Source organism: Pectobacterium artocarpous (assembly GCF_046159765.1).
Lineage (GTDB): Bacteria > Pseudomonadota > Gammaproteobacteria > Enterobacterales > Enterobacteriaceae > Pectobacterium.
Map to the genome: position 1 here is coordinate 41,140 of NZ_JBJXVK010000012.1, position 19,271 is coordinate 60,410.

Sequence of the window (19,271 nt, forward strand, 5' to 3'; positions counted from 1 at the left end):
AATAATGTCTACCACCTCATTGGATCACTCGCCGACAGCGCAGCGTACTGAACGGCTTAAACGTATCCAGACTGTTTCTTTGCTTTTACTGTTTCTTGCAGGGATCATCAATTTTCTCGATCGCGGTTCGTTGTCAATTGCAAACGAAGCCATTCGTGCCGATCTGGGACTGTCTGCCACGGAATTTGGCGTGCTTCTCTCCGCTTTTTCACTCTCCTATGGCATTTCGCAGTTACCCAGCGGGCTGTTACTCGACCGCTTTGGCCCTCGCGTTGTACTGGGTGCCGGTTTGCTGTTCTGGTCAAGTATGCAGGCGCTGGCTGGAATGGTGAATAATTTCTCACATTTCATCATGTTGCGTATTGGTTTGGGGATCGGTGAAGCCCCTTTTATGCCCAGTGGCGTAAAAGTGATCAACGATTGGTTCACCGCAAAAGAACGCGGCCTGCCAATGGGGATCTTCAATTCATCGACCACAATCGGCCAGGCTTTCGCACCACCGATCCTGGTCGCGCTGATGCTGGCATTTGGCTGGCGTATGATGTTTGTCATCATTGGTGTCGCGGGTATCGCCATCGCATTGTGCTGGTATGCCTGGTATCGCAACCGTGACAAATTCGCGCTGACTCAGGAAGAGAAAGACTACCTCAATGCGGGCACCAAACCCGCATCGCAAACACGGGTTACGCTAACAGAATGGGGCGCATTGTTTAAACGCCGCACCGTATGGGGGATGATCCTTGGCTTTAGCGGTGTCAACTACACCGGCTGGTTGTATCTCTCCTGGCTACCGGGTTACCTTCAGGCTGAACGCGGCCTGAGTCTGGCAAACACCGGATGGGTTGCTGCCATTCCCTTCCTTTTTGGTTCTATCGGCATGCTCATCAATGGCACCGTGGCGGATCGGCTGGCGCGCAGAGGCTACTCCCTTGCTAAAAGCCGTAAGGCACTCATCTGTCTGGGTCTGGTGTGCTCTGCGGCATGTACGCTGCTGGTTGTTCAATCGACATCCACGTCAATGGCTGTCGCGTTTATCAGTCTGGCGCTATTTTTTGTCCACTTCGCGGGAACATCAGCGTGGGGTTTGGTACAGGTGATGGCCCCCTCGCGTATGGTTGCTTCAGTCAGCAGCATCCAGAATTTCGGTAGCTTCATTTTCGCGTCCTTCGCCCCTATCGTCACCGGCTGGGTCGTGGACAAAACGCACTCATTTAATCTGGCACTTGTGGTGTGCTCGTGTGTGACTTTTGCAGGGGCACTGGCTTACTTCTTTATCGTGAAAGACCCTATAGAAGAAGCCCCAGAAGCATAACATCGCCACCTATTTTCGATATTCAGTAGCAAGGAGTAACATTATGGAACATACATGGCGCTGGTACGGCCCTAACGACCCCGTATCACTAGATGACGCTCGTCAGGCAGGAGCGGTCGGTATTGTCACTGCACTGCATCATATCCCGAATGGCGAAGTATGGCCGGTAGAAGAAATCCAAAAACGGCAGGCACTCCTGGCCGAAAAAGGCTTGGTCTGGTCTGTGGTTGAGAGCATTCCCGTACACGAAGAAATCAAGACGCACACAGGTCGCTATCAGGAATATATCGCCAACTACCAGCAATCACTGCGTAATCTCGGAGGCTGCGGCATTGACACGGTCTGCTATAACTTCATGCCGATATTGGACTGGACACGTACCGATCTGGCATACCCGATGCCGGATGGTTCCCGCGCCCTGCGGTTTGATCACATTGCATTCGCCGCGTTCGAATTGCACATCCTCAAACGTCCCGGCGCAGAACAGGACTACAATGACGCTGAACGTGCAGAGGCAAGCGCCTATTTTGCGTCCATGAGCGCGCAGGATATTGATACGCTGACCCGTAATATTATTGCGGGTCTGCCTGGAGCGGAAGAAGGCTATACGCTCGATCAATTTCAGGCGCAGTTAGACCGTTATAAGGGTATCGATCACACTAAGCTGCGGGAAAATATGGCTTACTTCCTGAAAGCCATCGTACCCGTGGCCGAAAAAGCAGGCATCGTACTGGCTGTTCACCCGGACGATCCACCGCGCCCAATTTTGGGGCTACCGCGTATTGTCTCAACGATTGAAGACATGCAGTGGCTAAAAGAAACCGTCGATAGTATCCACAATGGCTTTACGCTGTGTACCGGTTCATACGGTGTACGCGCGGATAACGATCTGGTAAAAATGACGGAAACCTACGCTGACCGCATTCACTTTATGCATCTGCGTGCCACTAAACGTGAAGCCAATCCAAACAGTTTCCATGAAGCCGACCATCTGGATGGCGATGTCGATATGGTTGGCGTGGTGAAAGCTGTGCTCGCAGAAGAACAAAAACGCCGCCGTAAGGGGAATCAACGCGCCATTCCGATGCGTCCCGACCACGGTCACCAAATGCTCGATGACCTGAAGAAAAGGACCAATCCGGGTTACTCTGCGATCGGTCGTCTGCGTGGGCTTGCTGAAGTCCGTGGCGTCGAAGTGGCATTGAAAAAGACGTTCTTCTCACAAGACTAGCTGTTAACGTCACTCAATTAGCCGACCTTGCGATCTCCGCAAGGTCGGCTTTTCCTCCACCACATTGTCACAAACGTCGCCTGCCATCTTGTCAAACCGCTTGTCTTATCCCACCGATCTAAAGCATATAAACGTATGCTAAGCTCATGACGCATAAGATTAAGAACAGACGCGCTTTCCTCCCCTTTCATGAGTAACCCAATGAAGATACACATTCCATTATTGGCGCAAATCTCCTCAGCGCATTTGGTGAGTCACTTCCATATGATGGTGCTGCCTGCGCTTATTCCTCTGCTGTCAGCCCAGCGTGATATCAGTTTTGTCGAGCTCGGGTTTGCGCTTAGCGTATTCAACATTGTCTCCGCCTGTGTGCAGACACCGATTGGCTTCATGGTGGATCGCATCGGCGCGCGCCGCACGTTAACCGCAGGTTTGGCACTCGGAAGCCTCTGTTTTCTCTCACTCGGCTTCTCAGGCAGCTATGTCTGGCTGGTCGCCGCGATGGGGTTGGCTGGCGTGGCAAACGCGGTTTATCACCCAGCAGACTATGCCTTACTGTCACGCGGGATTGATGAAAAACGTATGGGCCGCGCGTTCTCGGTACATACCTTCTCCGGCTTTCTTGGCACCGCTATTGCGCCAGGGATTCTACTGTCCATTGCCGCTTTTTCCGGCATCAATAGCGCCTTCATCGTTTCCGGCATCATAGGCTTACTGACAATACCGCTGCTTCTGACCGATCGCGATGAACCGAGCCGAGTGAAGCCTGCGGCGGCGGCAAGCACCCAGCCGGGCAAATCGCGTGCGCCTGTGTTCACGCTACCAATTCTGGCGCTCCTGATTCTCTTCCTGCTGCTGAATTTAAGTACGGGCTCAATCCAGAACTTCTCGGTGACGGCGTTAGTCACGGGATACGATTTGCCGCTGTCACAGGCTAACGTGGCACTTACCGCGTTCCTGTTCGCCAGCGCCTTTGGCGTACTGGCTGGCGGCGCACTGGCGGATAAAACCAAGCGCCACGGGCTGGTGGCAACAGCAGCGCTGGCCATGACAGCCGTTTTGGTCAGTATTGTTGCCCTGTATTCCTTACCAACTATCGTGCTAGTACCGTTGCTGGCCGCTGCCGGTTTCCTTTCCGGCATGATCGCCCCTTCGCGGGATATGCTGGTACGCGCCGCTTCACCGCCGGGGGCGGAAGGACGGGTGTTTGGAATTGTCTCCACCGGTTTCAACATTGGTGGTGCCGCGGGGCCGGTGCTGTTCGGCTGGCTGCTGGATCACGGTCACCCTCACGCCATTTTCTGGTCTGCCGTCATCTTTATGCTCATCACGGCTTTTATCACGCTGCTACAGGAAATGCGCAGCGCCAAGCGGCGTACATTAGCCTGATAAAAAGAATAAAAAAACGTAGGGAACGTTTTTCAACATCGCTTGATGTCGGCCCAAAGAGTGGCGAGCAGGAAGCTCGCCATAAAAAAGCCAGCTCCACAGTGAGCTGGCTTAGATAAAAATAACAACGTAGACCGAATCAGATATCGATGTTCATCGCTTTCAGGGCGTTCTCTTCGATAAACGCACGGCGCGGTTCAACCGCATCCCCCATCAAGGTTGTGAACAGCTCATCAGCGGCAATCGCGTCTTTCACCGTCACACGCATCATACGACGGCTGGTCGGATCCATCGTGGTTTCCCACAATTGTTCCGGGTTCATTTCACCCAGACCTTTATAACGCTGTACGGTCAGACCACGACGGGACTCTTTCACCAGCCACTCCAGCGCCTGCTCAAAGCTGGCAACCGGTTGACGACGCTCACCACGTTCGATGTACGCATCTTCTTCGATTAGGCCGCGCAGTTTTTCACCCAACTGATTCAATTTGCGATATTCGCTACCCGCGACGAAGCCTGTGCCCAGCGGATAATCGGTATCCACACCGTGCGTACGCACGCGTAGCGCCGGTTCAAATACGCTGCGTTCTTCATCATGGTGAATAACAAAGCTGTAGGTGCTACCGTGCACTTCGTTTTCGTTCAGGCTGCTAACCAGCGATTCCGACCACGCCTGCACGTTTTCACGCTCGTTCAAATCGTCTGCTGACAGCGTCGGTTGATAGATCAGGCGGTTCAACAACGCACGCGGGAAGCGACGTTCCATACGACCAATCAGCTTCTGTACCGCATAGTGTTCAGAAACCAGCTTCTCCAGCGGTTCACCGGCCAAAGCAGGTGCCTGAGCATTGGTGTGCAGCGTCGCGCCGTCCAGTGCCAGCATAATCTGGTACTGATCCATCGCTTCATCATCTTTGATGTACTGTTCTTGCTTGCCTTTTTTCACTTTGTACAGCGGCGGCTGCGCAATATACACGTGGCCACGCTCAACAATTTCAGGCAGCTGACGGTAGAAGAACGTCAACAACAGGGTACGGATGTGTGAACCATCCACGTCCGCATCGGTCATGATGATGATGTTGTGATAGCGCAGTTTGTCCGGGTTGTACTCATCGCGGCCAATGCCGCAGCCCAGCGCAGTGATCAGTGTCGCGACTTCCTGCGAGGACAGCATCTTGTCGAAACGGGCTTTCTCCACGTTCAGGATTTTACCCTTCAACGGCAGAATCGCCTGATTCTTACGGTTACGCCCCTGCTTGGCAGAGCCGCCCGCTGAGTCCCCTTCCACCAGGTACAGTTCAGACAGTGCCGGGTCACGTTCCTGACAGTCCGCCAGTTTGCCCGGCAGACCAGCCAGATCGAGCGCGCCTTTACGGCGTGTCATATCACGGGCTTTACGCGCCGCTTCGCGGGCACGTGCAGCATCAATAATTTTACCGACCACAATTTTGGCGTCTGACGGGTTTTCCATCAGGTAATCCACCAGCTTCTCGTTCATCAGCGATTCAACAACAGTTTTCACTTCGGAAGAAACCAGCTTGTCTTTAGTCTGCGAGGAGAATTTCGGATCTGGCACTTTTACGGAAACCACGGCAATCAGCCCTTCACGCGCGTCATCACCGGTGGCGCTGACTTTGGCTTTCTTGCTGTAGCCTTCTTTATCCATGTAGGTATTTAGCGTACGCGTCATCGCGGCACGGAAACCGGCCAGATGCGTCCCCCCGTCACGTTGTGGAATGTTGTTGGTAAAGCAGTAAATGTTTTCCTGGAAACCATCATTCCACTGCAATGCCACTTCCACGCCAATGTCATCTTTCATCGTCGAAAAATAAAACACGTTCGGGTGAATTGGCGTTTTGTTACGGTTCAGGTAATCAACGAACGCCTTGATGCCGCCGTCATAATGGTAGTGATCGGCTTTATCTTTCTCACGCTCGTCGATCAAGCGAATAGAGACACCGGAGTTCAGGAACGACAGCTCACGCAAGCGCTTAGCCAGAATCTCATATTCGAACTCCACCACGTTGGTGAACGTTTCATGACTCGGCCAGAAACGCACCGTCGTACCGGTTCGATTCGTTTCACCCGTCACCGCCAGCGGTGCCTGCGGCACGCCGTGTTTGTAAGTCTGCTCGTGGAGTTTTCCATCGCGGTGGATAACCAGCGTCAGTTTTTCCGACAGGGCGTTAACCACGGAAACCCCAACGCCGTGCAGACCCCCGGAGACTTTATACGAGTTATCATCGAACTTACCGCCAGCATGAAGAACGGTCATGATCACTTCAGCCGCAGACACCCCCTCTTCCGGGTGAATCCCCGTCGGAATACCACGGCCATCATCCTGCACCGATACCGAGTTATCAGCATGGATGGTGATGATAATGTCTTTACAATAGCCAGCGAGCGCTTCGTCGATAGCGTTGTCCACAACCTCGAATACCATGTGATGCAGGCCGGTACCGTCGTCCGTATCGCCGATATACATACCTGGGCGTTTACGTACCGCATCCAGTCCTTTCAATACCTTGATACTTGAGGAGTCATAAGAATTCGACATCAACGTTTCTCGCTCATTTTAGTCCTGTGATTGAACCGTTATTTTACCCTGTTCCACGCGGAACATCTTGCCCTTTTCACCAACCATGTCTTCTATCTGTTCAGCGCTAACCGCACTGACAAAAACCTGTGCATGGGTGGCTTTCAACCGTTCAGCCAGCAAACGGCGGCGGGTACTATCCAGTTCGGAAGCAAAATCATCGATCAGATACAGACAGCGCAGTCCGTTCTGACGGGTGAGAAATTCACCCTGAGCCAGCCTCAGCGCACACATCAGCAGCTTGAGCTGACCACGGGACAGCATATCCTCGACCGCCACGCCGCTGGCGCGGATGCGGAAATCGGCTTTATGCGGCCCCAGCGCCGTATAACCTAACATACGGTCGCGTTCGAACTGCCGTTCCAGCAGTTCAGCATACTCACTTTCTTTATCCCAGCCGCGCTGGAAAGAGAAACTGAGAGAAAATTCAGGCAAAAATTGTGTACAGGTCGTGGCGATATCATTAGCAATCGCCGTGCTGTACTGCGCGCGCCATTCGCTGATACGTTCCGCCAGCGGTACCAATTCCTGATCCCAGGCTCGAAGCTGTCCATAGTGACTCACCTGACGCAGCGCCGCATTACGCTGGCGCAACACACGCTTCATGTTGCTCCAGGCCACGAAAAAGCCGGGTTCGTTATGGAAACACCCCCAGTCGAGAAAGGCGCGCCGAAACTTCGGCCCGCCGTTGAGCAGGGTAAACCCTTCCGGCGTGATCAGCTGTATCGGCAGCAGTTGCGCCAGTTCAGCCACTTTATGACCGTCACTACCGTCAATCCGCACCTTGCTGTCGCCCTGACGGTTTTTGCTTAACCCGACAGAACGTTCCGTTTCCGTACCGTCAATACGGCCATGCAGCACAAACTCCGGCTGATCATGACGAATTACGCGCCCCGCCTGAATACTGCGAAACGCCCGCCCGTGCCCTAGCGTATAAATCGCTTCCAGCACGCTGGTTTTACCGCTGCCGTTGGCACCCACTAAAAAGTTAAAACCGGGAACCAGCGCCAGATCGGCCGCTTCGATATTGCGGAAATCTTTAATGAGAAGACGAGTAAGGGCCATGTTGCAGATATCTTATATGGGAGGGCGTTATTGTCGCAGGCCAGTTGCGTGCGGCCAGCGCACAGCAACCGGATCGTACAAAGAGTACGTGAGGATTGCGAGCACTGCCCAATCGCAAATGGGCAAGTAAAATAGCCCGATAATTCTACAACCGCATTGGCATGACGACATAAGCCGCCGCCCGGCTGGCGCTATCTTCGATCTGCACGCTGGAAACGGAATCGGTCAACAGCAAACGCACACCGTCGCACTTCAGCGCGTTCAGCACATCCAGTACATAGCTGACGTTAAAGCCGATTTCCATCTCAGTGCCGTCGTACTGCACATCCAGAATCTCTTCCGCTTCTTCCTGCTCTGGGTTGTTGGCAGTAATTTTAAGCTGGTTCTGAATCAGGTGCAGGCGCACGCCGCGAAATTTCTCATTCGACAAAATCGCCGCACGGGAGAAAGCCTGCTTGAGCAGATCGCAACTGGCCTCCAGCGTTTTATCCGGGTTCTTCGGCAAGACGCGACGATAATCAGGGAAACGACCATCAACCAGCTTCGACGTGAAAATAAAGTCGCCGACATGCGCGCGAATGTTGTTGCTGCCGATTTGCAGTTGTAGCGGTGTATCGCCGCCATCCAGCAAACGCACCAACTCCATCACGCCTTTACGCGGCACGATCACCGAATGTGATGGTAAAGATTGACCAACCGGCATGGAGCAGACTGCCAGGCGGTGACCGTCGGTCGCGACCGTGCGCAGCTCTTCGCCTTCGGTTTCAAACAGCATACCGTTGAGGTAGTAGCGAACATCCTGATGCGCCATCGAAAACTGCGTCGCCTCGATCAAACGCTTCATCGTCGCCTGCGGCAACGAAAATTCAACGTCGCTCTGCCAGTCATCCAGATTCGGGAAATCCGCTGCGGGGAGCGTAGACAGCGAGAAACGGCTGCGACCAGAGCGCACCAACATGCGATCGCCATCCAGCATAATGGTGATTTCCGCGCCTTCCGGCAGCCCGCGGCAAATATCAAACAGTTTGCGGGCAGGAACGGTCGTGGCACCCGGCTCATGCGGCTGCGTCAGCGCCACTTTCGCCACCATCTCCATTTCCAGATCGGTACCGGTCAGCGACAGCGCACCTTCCGTCACCTGAATCAGCAGGTTGCCCAGAATCGGTAAAGTCGGCCGGCCGCCTAGCGGGCTGCTGACCTGTTGTAATGGCTTTAACAGACGTTCGCGTTCAACAATAAATTTCATAGTGTTATGACGATAGAGTTCTGATTAAATTGGAAAAATCTTCTTTGATGTCGTGGCTTTCTTCACGCAACTGCTCAATCTTGCGGCAGGCATGCAACACCGTCGTATGGTCACGCCCGCCAAAGGCATCGCCGATTTCCGGCAGGCTGTGATTCGTCAGTTCTTTCGCCAACGCCATCGCCATCTGGCGCGGACGCGCCACCGAGCGGGAACGACGTTTAGACAGCAGGTCGGCTACCTTGATTTTATAGTATTCCGCCACGGTCTTTTGAATATTGTCGATAGTAACCAGTTTTTCCTGCAACGCCAGCAAATCGCGCAGCGCTTCGCGCACAAAATCAATGGTGATCGAGCGGCCGGTAAAATTAGCATTCGCGATGACGCGGTTCAGTGCGCCTTCCAACTCACGCACATTAGAACGCAGTCGCTTAGCAATAAAGAAGGCTACCTCGCCTGGCAGGCGAATATCATTTTCATCTGCCTTTTTCATCAGAATCGCCACGCGGGTTTCCAGCTCTGGCGGTTCAATGGCGACAGTTAACCCCCAGCCGAAGCGGGATTTCAGGCGATCTTCCACGCCGTTGATCTCTTTCGGGTAGCGGTCAGACGTCAGAATGATTTGCTGGTTGCCTTCCAGCAGCGCGTTGAAGGTATGGAAGAACTCTTCCTGCGAACGCTCTTTATTCGCGAAAAATTGAATATCGTCAATAAGCAGTGCATCAACAGAACGGTAGTAGCGTTTGAACTCTTCAATCGCGTTGTTCTGCAACGCCTTTACCATATCCTGCACGAAACGCTCGGAGTGCATGTAGACCACTTTCGCGTTGGGCTTGCGGGCAATAATGCCATTTCCCACCGCGTGCAACAGGTGCGTTTTACCCAAACCAGTGCCGCCATAAAGAAACAGCGGGTTATAGGCGCCGCCGGGGTTATCGGCCACCTGACGCGCCGCCGCACGTGCTAACTGGTTCGATTTACCCTCAACGAAGTTATCAAACGTATGCTTGGGGTTCACATTGGAACGGTAGGTATGCTCCGCCTGCGCAGGGGAATTATCCCAGCTTGGACGTACCGGTGCTGAACGTACCTGCTGCTGAGGTGTAACACTGACCTGCTTATGATGCGGCTGCTCAGGCTGGCTGATAGTCTGAACCAGCGGTTTACTCCCTACTTCAAAACGCAGTGAAGGGGCATCCATTCCGCAGAAATCATTCAGCAGACCATTAATATTATTTAAGTATTTATCACGAACCCAATCCAGCACAAAGCGATTGGGGGCGTAGAGCGCCAGAGTGTTATCACTCAGCTCCGCCTGCAACGGGCGTATCCACATACTGAATTCTGTGGCAGGTAACTCATCCTGCAAACGGGCAAGACACTGCTGCCAAAGCGAAAGCGACACGGCGGACTCCACTCGAACAAGAACGATCAAAAAGAAAAGAATAAGACGTTATTTATGTAACTCATGATTTTTGGCGCCTGCGTTATCCACACTTGCTTCATTCACAATTCAGATAGCAGACACACCACATAGCGCGGCGATTTACCCCGACGATCCATCAAAAGGATCGCTGACGGGACCGCGGATCATAACCTAATCCGCCAAAGAGATCTTCCCCTTCTGCACAGTTTCGATCCTTTTTATCCACAGGCTATTCTTATCGCGGCTCCCTGCGGCACGCCAAATGGGCGGCAGGTATGCGTTTTATCCCCTCCTTGTGAAACGCACTCAAACATACCCTCGTACACACAATTGTTACGGTGATATCGATCATGATCTTGCCGGACAGATCGTAGGAGGATCCTTGCGCTTTGCAACAGAGTCCGTATAATTCCCTGCCCGCGCGTCTACGCCTTTTCTGTGCTCTGACAGGCAGAAATTCCAAAAATAGTCGGAATGGCTGGCGTGTGAAGTGTGATGTTAATTGACTCAGGACTGCACAATTATTACAATCCTGCCTCTTTCCGTTATATAGACTGTGATATGCGATTGAGGCGTCGGTCATTTTCACGCCGAACAGCCAAACGCGTTTACTGTGAAGTTATAATTTTCCAAGTTTAGGTAGAAATCGCCATGAAACGCACTTTCCAACCGTCCGTACTGAAGCGTAACCGTAGCCATGGTTTCCGTGCTCGTATGGCCACCAAGAATGGTCGTCAAGTTCTGGCCCGCCGTCGTGCGAAAGGCCGTGCTCGTCTGTCTGTTTCTAAGTAATAAAAGCTAACCCACCGAGTGGTTAAGCTCGCATTTCCCAGGGAGTTACGTTTGTTAACTCCCAGTCATTTCACTTTCGTCTTCCAGCAACCGCAACGGGCTGGCACGCCGCAAATTACCATTCTCGGCCGCCTGAACTCGCTGGGGCATCCCCGCATCGGTCTTACCGTCGCCAAAAAGCATGTAAAACGTGCTCATGAACGCAATCGGATTAAACGCCTGACGCGCGAAAGCTTTCGCCTGCATCAACATTCATTGCCTGCAATGGATTTTGTGGTGCTCGTGAAAAAAGGGGTGTCTGAGCTGGATAACCGCACCCTGACGGAAGCATTGGAAAAACTATGGCGTCGGCACCGTCGTTTGGCTCCCGACTCCTGATCGGGTTGATACGCGGTTATCAACTTGTTATCAGCCCGTTACTCGGACCACATTGCCGGTTCCGGCCAACGTGTTCGCAATACGGGATTGAAGCAATACGCAGGTTCGGCATGATAAAAGGCTGTTGGTTGACGCTTAAACGCGTATTAAAATGCCATCCTTTGAACCCTGGTGGTGATGATCCCGTACCGCCAAAAACCGACAATAACAGAGAACATTAACGATGGATTCGCAACGCAATCTTCTTCTCATCGCTCTGCTATTCGTAACCTTTATGCTTTGGCAGGCTTGGGAAACGGATAAAAATCCGCCAACCACCACGCAGGCCATACAGCAGGCGACGAACGCAGTGACCGGTGATGCTAACAACCAGGGCGTACCAGCCAGCGGTCAAGGCAAGCTGATCACGGTGAAAACCGACGTACTGTCGCTGACAATCAATACGCGTGGCGGCGATGTCGAGCAAGCGCACCTGCTGGCTTACCCGGACACACTGGGTTCAGATAAACCTTTCCATCTGCTGGAAACCACCTCGGAGTTTGTGTATCAGGCTCAGAGCGGTTTAACTGGCAAAAACGGCCCAGACAACCCGGCTAACGGCCCACGTCCGCTGTTTACCACCACGCAAGATAGCTTCGAGTTGGCTGAGGGTCAGGAAGAACTGCGTATTCCGATGACCTACACCGCTGCTGACGGCGTGGTTTACACCAAAACGTTTGTTCTGAAACGTGGCGGTTATGCACTGAACGTTGACTATAGCGTCAACAACACCAGCGCTCAGCCTCTGGAGCTTACGCTGTTCGGCCAGTTAAAGCAGTCTATCGATCTGCCTAAGCACCGTGATACCGGCAGCAGCAACTTTGCACTACACACGTATCGTGGCGCAGCGTTCTCCTCCAGCGAAGACAAGTACAAAAAGTATAGCTTCAGCGACATGGACGAAAACCTGAACATCACCACCAACGGTGGCTGGGTAGCGATGCTGCAACAGTATTTCGCCACCGCATGGATTCCAACGACGGCAGGCGCTAACACCTTCTATACCAGTAAACTGGGTAACGGCCAGGCCGCTATTGGCTTCAAAGCTGCACCGGTTGTGGTTGCCGCGGGTAGCCAACAGAACCTGAACGCGACGCTGTGGGTCGGCCCGGAGATTCAGGACAAGATGGCTGCTGTCGCACCGCATCTGGATCTGACCGTAGATTACGGCTGGCTGTGGTTTATTTCTCAGCCGCTGTTTAAGTTGCTGAAATTCCTGCATAGCTTTATCGGCAACTGGGGCTTCTCCATCATTGCCATCACCTTTATCGTGCGCGGTATCATGTATCCGCTGACGAAAGCGCAATACACCTCAATGGCGAAAATGCGCTTACTGCAACCTAAATTGCAGGCGATGCGCGAGCGTATTGGTGATGACAAACAGCGCATGAGTCAGGAAATGATGGCGCTGTACAAGTCAGAGAAAGTGAACCCGTTGGGTGGCTGCTTCCCGCTGCTGATTCAGATGCCAATCTTCCTGGCGCTGTATTACATGCTGATGGGTTCTGTTGAACTGCGTCATGCGCCGTTCGCCCTGTGGATTCATGACCTGTCTGCACAAGACCCGTACTACATTCTGCCGATCCTGATGGGCGTGACGATGTTCTTCATCCAGAAGATGTCGCCAACCACCGTGACCGACCCAATGCAGCAGAAGATCATGACCTACATGCCGGTCATCTTTACAGTCTTCTTCCTGTGGTTCCCGTCAGGTTTGGTTATGTACTACATCGTCAGCAACCTGGTTACCATCCTCCAGCAGCAGCTGATCTATCGCGGCCTGGAAAAACGTGGTTTGCATAGCCGCGAGAAAAAATAATCCGGTTGATGGCTAACCGATAGAAAGCGTAAGGCGGTCATTGACCGCCTTATTTTTTAGCAGCTGCTTTATCAGCCAGCGACACGTAAAATAGCCTGCCAGACAGGCATCAATGCAGAGAGAACATCATGAGTAATACCGACACCATCGTCGCCCAAGCCACGCCACCGGGACGCGGAGGTGTGGGTATTTTGCGCGTTTCAGGACAGGCAGCCGCCGAGGTCGCACAGGCTGTGCTGGGTAAACGCCCTAAGCCCCGTTATGCGGATTATCTGCCGTTCCGCGATGCCGACGGTACTACACTTGATCAGGGTATCGCCCTCTGGTTTCCCGGTCCGAATTCCTTTACCGGCGAAGACGTGCTGGAGCTTCAGGGGCACGGCGGCCCGGTTATTCTTGATTTGCTTCTGAAACGCATTCTGACACTGCCCAACGTGCGCATCGCACGCCCTGGCGAATTCTCTGAACGCGCCTTCCTGAACGACAAACTCGATCTCGCACAGGCGGAAGCCATTGCCGATCTGATTGACGCCAGCTCGGAACAGGCCGCCCGCTCAGCGCTGAACTCCCTGCAAGGCGTATTTTCCACCCGTATAAATCAGTTAGTGGAAGCACTTACTCACCTGCGAATCTACGTCGAGGCTGCCATCGACTTCCCGGATGAAGAGATCGACTTTCTCTCCGATGGCAAAATTGAAGCACAGCTCAATGGCGTAATGGCCGATCTGGATGCCGTCAGAGCCGAAGCACATCAAGGTAGCCTGCTGCGTGAAGGAATGAAGGTCGTGATTGCAGGTCGCCCTAACGCTGGTAAATCGAGCTTACTCAATGCATTAGCGGGTCGTGATGCGGCAATTGTCACGGATATTGCGGGAACCACACGCGACGTATTACGTGAACATATCCACATCGACGGCATGCCGCTGCATATCATCGACACCGCCGGACTACGCGATGCCAGCGACGAAGTCGAACGCATTGGTATTGAGCGTGCCTGGCAGGAAATCGAGCAGGCCGACCGTGTGCTATTCATGGTGGACGGTACCACTACGCAGGCAACTGAACCTGAGCAAATCTGGCCCGAATTTATGGCACGCCTGCCGAAAACGCTGCCAATTACCGTGGTGCGCAACAAAGCTGACATCACTGGCGAAACGCTTGGCCTCGAAGATGTGAATACTCACTCACTTATCCGTCTTTCCGCCCGCACGGGTGAAGGCGTGGACACACTGCGCGACCATCTTAAGCAAACTATGGGTTTCACCAGCAACACAGAAGGTGGTTTTCTGGCACGACGTCGCCACCTGCAAGCACTGGAGCTGGCGGCCCAGCATCTAATTCAGGGTAAAGAACAGCTGGTCAGCGCCTATGCAGGGGAACTGCTGGCAGAAGAACTGCGGCTGGCGCAACAAGCTTTGAGTGAAATTACGGGGGAATTCACCTCTGACGACCTGCTGGGGCGTATCTTTTCGAGCTTCTGTATTGGGAAGTGATTCGCTCTCCCCGATATTTTTCGTCGGGGAAATTACTCCCATCCGCTCATGAGCTGTCTCGACCCAGCCTGCAATCCGGTCAGGATTGCATCACTGATATGAGTAGGAAAATCCACAGGCAGTTGACTTCCAACCGTCGTAATGACGGTATCAACGGTTTGTGAAAACTCCGCCAGAATGTTTCCCATTGATTCTCTGGCAAATCCAACGGCCTTCGCCGTCTGGAAAAAATGCCGGGGAAAGATTTGCTCAACCGCATATTCCTTGCCTCTTGAGCCAGTCAATCCCATCGCCAGTTTGGCCTCTCTGCGGCCAATTCCCCGTCCGCCCATCGCCGGATACATAGAGATAATGTCATAGAAAGGCGTGAGTCGATATCGCCCCTCAGATTCAATAAACAGGGAAAAGTTTTTCGCATGACCATCCGTTGCAGCCAATAACCAAAACAGTACCTGAGCCTGCATAAAGCGATAACGATCCCTTTCTGGCTCAACCGAACCCAATAGAAACGACATAATGGCGGAAATACCCGGTCCACCATGATTTTCATATTTCAGTGCGGAAGGAACGTTTAATACCTGACAAAAATCCTCCTGCGGCAACCGCATAATCCAACTGACATCCGAGGCGTATTTGCGATCAAAACGTTCCACCGCCAGCGCCTTTATCTTGCCAACTTTGATCATAAAACTGTGCGGCACTGGCATCCCAAATGCCTTGGCAATGAGCATGCACAGATACTCATTTTCAACGCTGTCAGACATATCAATTGAGTAAGAGTGACTCTCGATTTTACCAATCGGTAGCTTGATGATGTGGGTAGTGGGTGTGGTATTGAGGGGCAGACACCAGCGATCATCCAGATAAAGCAGTGCCGTCTTTTCCTGTGCCCCCGCGATAGAGATACGAAAATCATCTTCTGCATCAATCATCCCGAGCGGGGCATCGGACAGGTATCCCGCCAGTATGTTTTCAAGCTGTTTCTCGGATAATATTTTGTATTCTATATTTTTTATATCGCGAACAGGTGTACCCTGCGGCACCAATTGCAACGCACCGACACTGTCTTGCCCCACTTTAGCCAGCAGATCAAACGGCTGGGTGGAGTCAGCGTGATGTCTGGCGACAATACGTCTTCTGATATCCGGGTTATCCGGCAACAAATTGTCGAAGAAATTATAAACTTCATCACCTTGATAGGGCTGATGACGCATCGGCATCGAGAGCGAGATAGGGCGACTCCCCGGCAACCCTAGCCAGTTCGCATCATAGGAAATAATGATGTGCCCCACTGCCCGTTTTGGTCAGAATCCCCACCCGATAGCCGTTCATGTAAACATCGAGCGCAGCCATTACCATTCTTCCTTCCAGGATGATGCAACAGAGGCTTCATTATTGGCGGTATCCACATTCCTGGGCGTAACAGTAAGTTCTAAGTTCAATGCCGACAGAATTTTAAAGAAGGTTTCCAGCTTGGTGGAATCAGGATGTTGCTCGAAGCTGGATACCGTATCCTGACGAATACCCACTTTACTGGCCACTTTCCCTTGTGAAAGCTTCTGCGTGATACGAACATCTTTCAGATAGCTGCTAAGCTGCTGGCTGTTGGTGACCTTCATTCTCTTATCCTACCGGTTATAGACGGTAGAATAAATATTACACGCTTTAACAGGTAAAACAAGAATTACACGCTATAGCCGTTAAATGTGTATTTACCTGCTATGGCGTGTAAATAGAATATAAGCAATAAGGCGGATACTGAAGAACAGGGGAATAAGATGATTCAACTTCATTCCACACACAAATTGTTCGGTCATTTACCACTGAATAACAGCGGACAGTTTGCTGCCACACCCCGCAGCCAGTGGTTATTTACGCAACCAGCCATAGATATCAACCCACTGAGTAACTGGCACGGAAATTTAATCACCTTGCAGCGTAGAAATTGTGTACTGCTGGTGCACGATGCCACCCGATTTCCGTTGGTCATTCCGGCGTTGATAAAGAAGGATTTCGCAGAGCTAAATAACTACTTTGTGGATAGCTTCATCAATACCCTACTCAAGTGTGGTGCAGATGAAGCTCAACTCAACGCAGCACAACATTATTTGCGCCCACTACAAGTAGATACGCAGTGCAGCCGTTCTGTGCAAGGTACATTGAATCAGATGAAAGGTGATATTAAGCACATTGTCTGGTTTGATAATCTTAAGGTTGCAGAACTATCGGGGTACGCCCTCAGCCAGCAAATGGCAGACAGACCTTGTTCCGTAAAAGATAAGGGTTATCTTTGGCCACAAAAAGAGATGTTAACGTTACTATCGCGGTTGGCTGTTTTATAAGATGCAATCGGCCCAGAATTATCTCTGGGCCGATCTTTTAAGCGTTACTTTTTACGCATTATTTCAGCGTCGCTTTCACGACGGCTGACAGCGGCGTCGTTGGGCGACCGATCAGGCGACTCAGTTGCTTGCCGTCATCAAACAAACCGCCTTTGGAGGCTCCGACGTCTGAATCGGCAATAATCTGCGCGAAAACATTGGGTAGCCCAGCGGAAACCAGCGCGGCGGTGAACTCCGCTTCAGACAGGTTTTGATAACTGATAGATTTACCAGACTGTTTGCTAATCTCTGCCGCCAACTCCGTCAGCGTGTAAGGCTCGTCACCAGCCAGTTCGTAAACCTTGCCAGCCTGTCCTTCCTGCGTCAGCACCGCGACCGCTGCGGCAGCGAAGTCTTCGCGCGTAGCGGAGGCAATTTTCCCTTCGCCCGCGCTACCGATAAATACACCGTGCTCCAGCGCCGCAGGGATGCTGGCCGCGTAGTTTTCGGTATACCAGCCGTTGCGCAGCAGAACATGCGGCAAACCAGATGTTTTCAGAAGCGCTTCTGTCTGTTTGTGTTCTTCCGCCAGCGCCAGCGGCGATTTATCTGCGTGTAACAGGCTGGTGTACGCAACCAGCTTCACTCCGGCTTTCACCGCCGCGTCGATGACATTGCGATGTTGTGCCGCACGTTGTCCGACTTCACTTGAAGAAATCAGCAGCACTTTATCCACACCTTGCAGAGCAGAAGCCAGCGCCTCTGGCTGATTGTAATCCGCCGCTTTCACCTGCACGCCTTTTGCAGACAGATCGGCAACTTTATTTACATCACGCACCAGCGCCACGATGTCGCTCGCCGGAACCTTCTCTAGTAATTGTGCGATAACCAAGCGGCCCAGTTGGCCAGATGCACCAGTAATAGCAATCATCTCAAGCTCCTTTAATTGACTGTCTTTTATTAACCGTCTTTTGTTAACAAGAACTGAATGGCATAATATCGGCAAAGCTAATTTTAAGTAAGTACACACATAAAGGTAAGTATAGTGAAACAATCCAAAACATCCGCAGATTTATTGCCGCCTATTCTGCCATCCGGTGATGTCTTTGCTGAGAAATGTCCCTCACGCCAGATACTTAACCACGTTACCAGTCGCTGGGGTGTACTGATTTTAATCGCGTTACTTGATGATACGCATCGCTTCAGCCAGTTGCGTAGACGGATTGGCGGCGTGAGCGAGCGCATGCTGGCGCAGACCCTGCAATGGCTGGAAAGTGATGGTTTTGTCCTGCGAACCGCCTATCCGGTTGTTCCGCCACATGTTGAATACAATCTGACGCCATTAGGCAAAGAGGTCGGCGAACGGGTGAAAGCGTTGGCGATATGGGTTGAAGGGAATCTGGACGAGATCATGGCAGCACAGCGGTCAGGTGAACAAAAAGCCATCCAGCCATCATCATTCAAGCGATAGCTCATAAAACTATAAACATTGCGCCCCCCTGAGCAGAGGTTCTTACTCAGGAAGAGGCGCGATTGGGTAGCAGGCGGGAAATATCCGTGAAAATGGCTTTCCAAGCCTCGTCATCGACCGCCATAAAGCCAAAATAGCGCAGCAGGAATGCGCCTTCCGATGCCAGAAACGCCAGCCGGGCATCTCGCCCTTCCTGCGAATTCAGGTCAAGCCCGGCTAACTGACGATCATACCACGCCTGCGACTTAGCAAGATAATCAGGCATGTTCAGCAATGAAGCCATCATGCCCGCCGCGCGATCGCCTTCTGCGGCATCTGTGCGATAAGTGACGTCAATATACGCCCGAACTCTGGCTTCCGGGCTGTAATCCGTGCCGATGCACGCAGCCGTCATCTCATCAAACTCATCTTCCCAACGCTGATACATGGCATTAATCAGCTCGTCTTTCGTACCGAAGCACGACTGAATGCCGCCTTTTGTCACGCCCGCCGCTTTGGCGACCGCATCAATCGTCAACGAGGCAATGCCCTGTGTATGAACGATCTTTTCCGCCGCATCCAATACGCACGCACGATCAATACTCTTATGACGCCCCATATCTTCCCCAATTTAAAATACGTTTGTATTTAAAAAGCAATTCTATATCATCAGAACGCTATCCAACAGATGAAAAATGGAAGATCGAGGCAGAGATC

At 52.3% G+C, this 19,271-nt stretch carries 17 protein-coding genes and 1 pseudogene; 10 read left to right on the forward strand and 8 right to left on the reverse strand.

The annotated features are described in order from the left end of the window. The first annotated feature begins 4 nt into the window (after nucleotides 1-4). The 3 genes from ACKQAD_RS09580 (at nucleotide 5) to ACKQAD_RS09590 (ending at nucleotide 3,932) form a co-directional block, all read left to right on the forward strand. Nucleotides 5-1,312: an MFS transporter gene (locus tag ACKQAD_RS09580; protein WP_409159954.1), complete on the forward strand. Its 1,308-nt coding sequence runs from the start codon at nucleotides 5-7 to the stop codon at nucleotides 1,310-1,312. Between the two features lie 43 nt (nucleotides 1,313-1,355). Beyond that, nucleotides 1,356-2,543 carry a mannonate dehydratase gene (gene uxuA, locus ACKQAD_RS09585; RefSeq protein ID WP_409159955.1) on the forward strand — a complete coding sequence of 396 codons (1,188 nt, stop codon included), beginning with the start codon at nucleotides 1,356-1,358 and terminating at the stop codon, nucleotides 2,541-2,543. A 201-nt stretch (nucleotides 2,544-2,744) separates the two neighbouring features. Continuing rightward, nucleotides 2,745-3,932, forward strand: a complete 1,188-nt coding sequence (locus tag ACKQAD_RS09590; protein WP_409159956.1) for an MFS transporter — start codon at nucleotides 2,745-2,747, stop codon at nucleotides 3,930-3,932. Nucleotides 3,933-4,071: 139 nt separating this feature from the next. Here ACKQAD_RS09590 and gyrB read toward each other — a convergent pair whose 3' ends face one another. The 4 genes from gyrB to dnaA all read right to left on the reverse strand — a co-directional run bounded on the left by gyrB (nucleotide 4,072) and on the right by dnaA (nucleotide 10,241). Further along, the gene (gyrB, locus tag ACKQAD_RS09595) at nucleotides 4,072-6,489 is read right to left on the reverse strand and encodes a DNA topoisomerase (ATP-hydrolyzing) subunit B (RefSeq protein WP_409159957.1); all 2,418 of its coding nucleotides are present in this window, start codon (nucleotides 6,487-6,489) and stop codon (nucleotides 4,072-4,074) included. 18 nt (nucleotides 6,490-6,507) lie between these two features. After that, entirely contained in the window at nucleotides 6,508-7,593 is a 1,086-nt protein-coding gene (recF, locus tag ACKQAD_RS09600; RefSeq protein WP_409159958.1) for a DNA replication/repair protein RecF, read from the reverse strand. A gap of 145 nt (nucleotides 7,594-7,738) precedes the next feature. Further along, complete coding sequence (gene dnaN / locus ACKQAD_RS09605; protein WP_039346582.1) at nucleotides 7,739-8,839, reverse strand: DNA polymerase III subunit beta; 1,101 nt, start codon at nucleotides 8,837-8,839, stop codon at nucleotides 7,739-7,741. A 4-nt stretch (nucleotides 8,840-8,843) separates the two neighbouring features. Continuing rightward, complete coding sequence (gene dnaA / locus ACKQAD_RS09610) at nucleotides 8,844-10,241, reverse strand: chromosomal replication initiator protein DnaA (RefSeq protein ID WP_409159959.1); 1,398 nt, start codon at nucleotides 10,239-10,241, stop codon at nucleotides 8,844-8,846. 672 nt (nucleotides 10,242-10,913) lie between these two features. On the opposite strand from dnaA, the gene rpmH reads away from it, so the two are divergent. The 5 genes from rpmH to mnmE all read left to right on the forward strand — a co-directional run bounded on the left by rpmH (nucleotide 10,914) and on the right by mnmE (nucleotide 14,783). Beyond that, nucleotides 10,914-11,054: a 50S ribosomal protein L34 gene (rpmH, locus tag ACKQAD_RS09615; protein ID WP_015842368.1), complete on the forward strand. Its 141-nt coding sequence runs from the start codon at nucleotides 10,914-10,916 to the stop codon at nucleotides 11,052-11,054. 18 nt (nucleotides 11,055-11,072) lie between these two features. After that, nucleotides 11,073-11,432, forward strand: coding sequence for a ribonuclease P protein component (gene rnpA, locus ACKQAD_RS09620; RefSeq protein ID WP_071821045.1), 360 nt, complete (start codon nucleotides 11,073-11,075; stop codon nucleotides 11,430-11,432). Then, nucleotides 11,396-11,653, forward strand: a complete 258-nt coding sequence (gene yidD / locus ACKQAD_RS09625) for a membrane protein insertion efficiency factor YidD (protein WP_071821043.1) — start codon at nucleotides 11,396-11,398, stop codon at nucleotides 11,651-11,653. Before rnpA ends, yidD begins: the two co-directional genes overlap by 37 nt. Before the next feature lie 2 nt (nucleotides 11,654-11,655). Further along, complete coding sequence (gene yidC, locus ACKQAD_RS09630; RefSeq protein ID WP_409159960.1) at nucleotides 11,656-13,290, forward strand: membrane protein insertase YidC; 1,635 nt, start codon at nucleotides 11,656-11,658, stop codon at nucleotides 13,288-13,290. A gap of 128 nt (nucleotides 13,291-13,418) precedes the next feature. Beyond that, on the forward strand, nucleotides 13,419-14,783 hold the full coding sequence (mnmE, locus tag ACKQAD_RS09635) for a tRNA uridine-5-carboxymethylaminomethyl(34) synthesis GTPase MnmE (RefSeq protein WP_409159961.1): 1,365 nt from the start codon (nucleotides 13,419-13,421) through the stop codon (nucleotides 14,781-14,783). A 32-nt stretch (nucleotides 14,784-14,815) separates the two neighbouring features. Here the strand turns inward: mnmE and ACKQAD_RS09640 are convergent. Both ACKQAD_RS09640 and ACKQAD_RS09645 read right to left on the reverse strand, forming a co-directional pair. After that, nucleotides 14,816-16,136, reverse strand: a pseudogene (locus tag ACKQAD_RS09640) (type II toxin-antitoxin system HipA family toxin). Beyond that, the gene (locus ACKQAD_RS09645) at nucleotides 16,136-16,402 is read right to left on the reverse strand and encodes a helix-turn-helix domain-containing protein (RefSeq protein WP_409159962.1); all 267 of its coding nucleotides are present in this window, start codon (nucleotides 16,400-16,402) and stop codon (nucleotides 16,136-16,138) included. Before ACKQAD_RS09645 ends, ACKQAD_RS09640 begins: the two are co-directional and overlap by 1 nt. A gap of 159 nt (nucleotides 16,403-16,561) precedes the next feature. On the opposite strand from ACKQAD_RS09645, the gene ACKQAD_RS09650 reads away from it, so the two are divergent. Then, the gene (locus tag ACKQAD_RS09650) at nucleotides 16,562-17,125 is read left to right on the forward strand and encodes a DUF6933 domain-containing protein (RefSeq protein ID WP_409159963.1); all 564 of its coding nucleotides are present in this window, start codon (nucleotides 16,562-16,564) and stop codon (nucleotides 17,123-17,125) included. Between the two features lie 58 nt (nucleotides 17,126-17,183). On the opposite strand, the gene ACKQAD_RS09655 is transcribed toward ACKQAD_RS09650, so the two are convergent. After that, nucleotides 17,184-18,035, reverse strand: coding sequence for an SDR family oxidoreductase (locus tag ACKQAD_RS09655; protein ID WP_409159964.1), 852 nt, complete (start codon nucleotides 18,033-18,035; stop codon nucleotides 17,184-17,186). A gap of 114 nt (nucleotides 18,036-18,149) precedes the next feature. On the opposite strand from ACKQAD_RS09655, the gene ACKQAD_RS09660 reads away from it, so the two are divergent. After that, the gene (locus ACKQAD_RS09660) at nucleotides 18,150-18,575 is read left to right on the forward strand and encodes a winged helix-turn-helix transcriptional regulator (protein ID WP_409159965.1); all 426 of its coding nucleotides are present in this window, start codon (nucleotides 18,150-18,152) and stop codon (nucleotides 18,573-18,575) included. A 46-nt stretch (nucleotides 18,576-18,621) separates the two neighbouring features. On the opposite strand, the gene ACKQAD_RS09665 is transcribed toward ACKQAD_RS09660, so the two are convergent. Next, complete coding sequence (locus tag ACKQAD_RS09665) at nucleotides 18,622-19,173, reverse strand: TetR/AcrR family transcriptional regulator (RefSeq protein WP_409159966.1); 552 nt, start codon at nucleotides 19,171-19,173, stop codon at nucleotides 18,622-18,624. Between the last annotated feature and the right edge of the window lie 98 nt (nucleotides 19,174-19,271).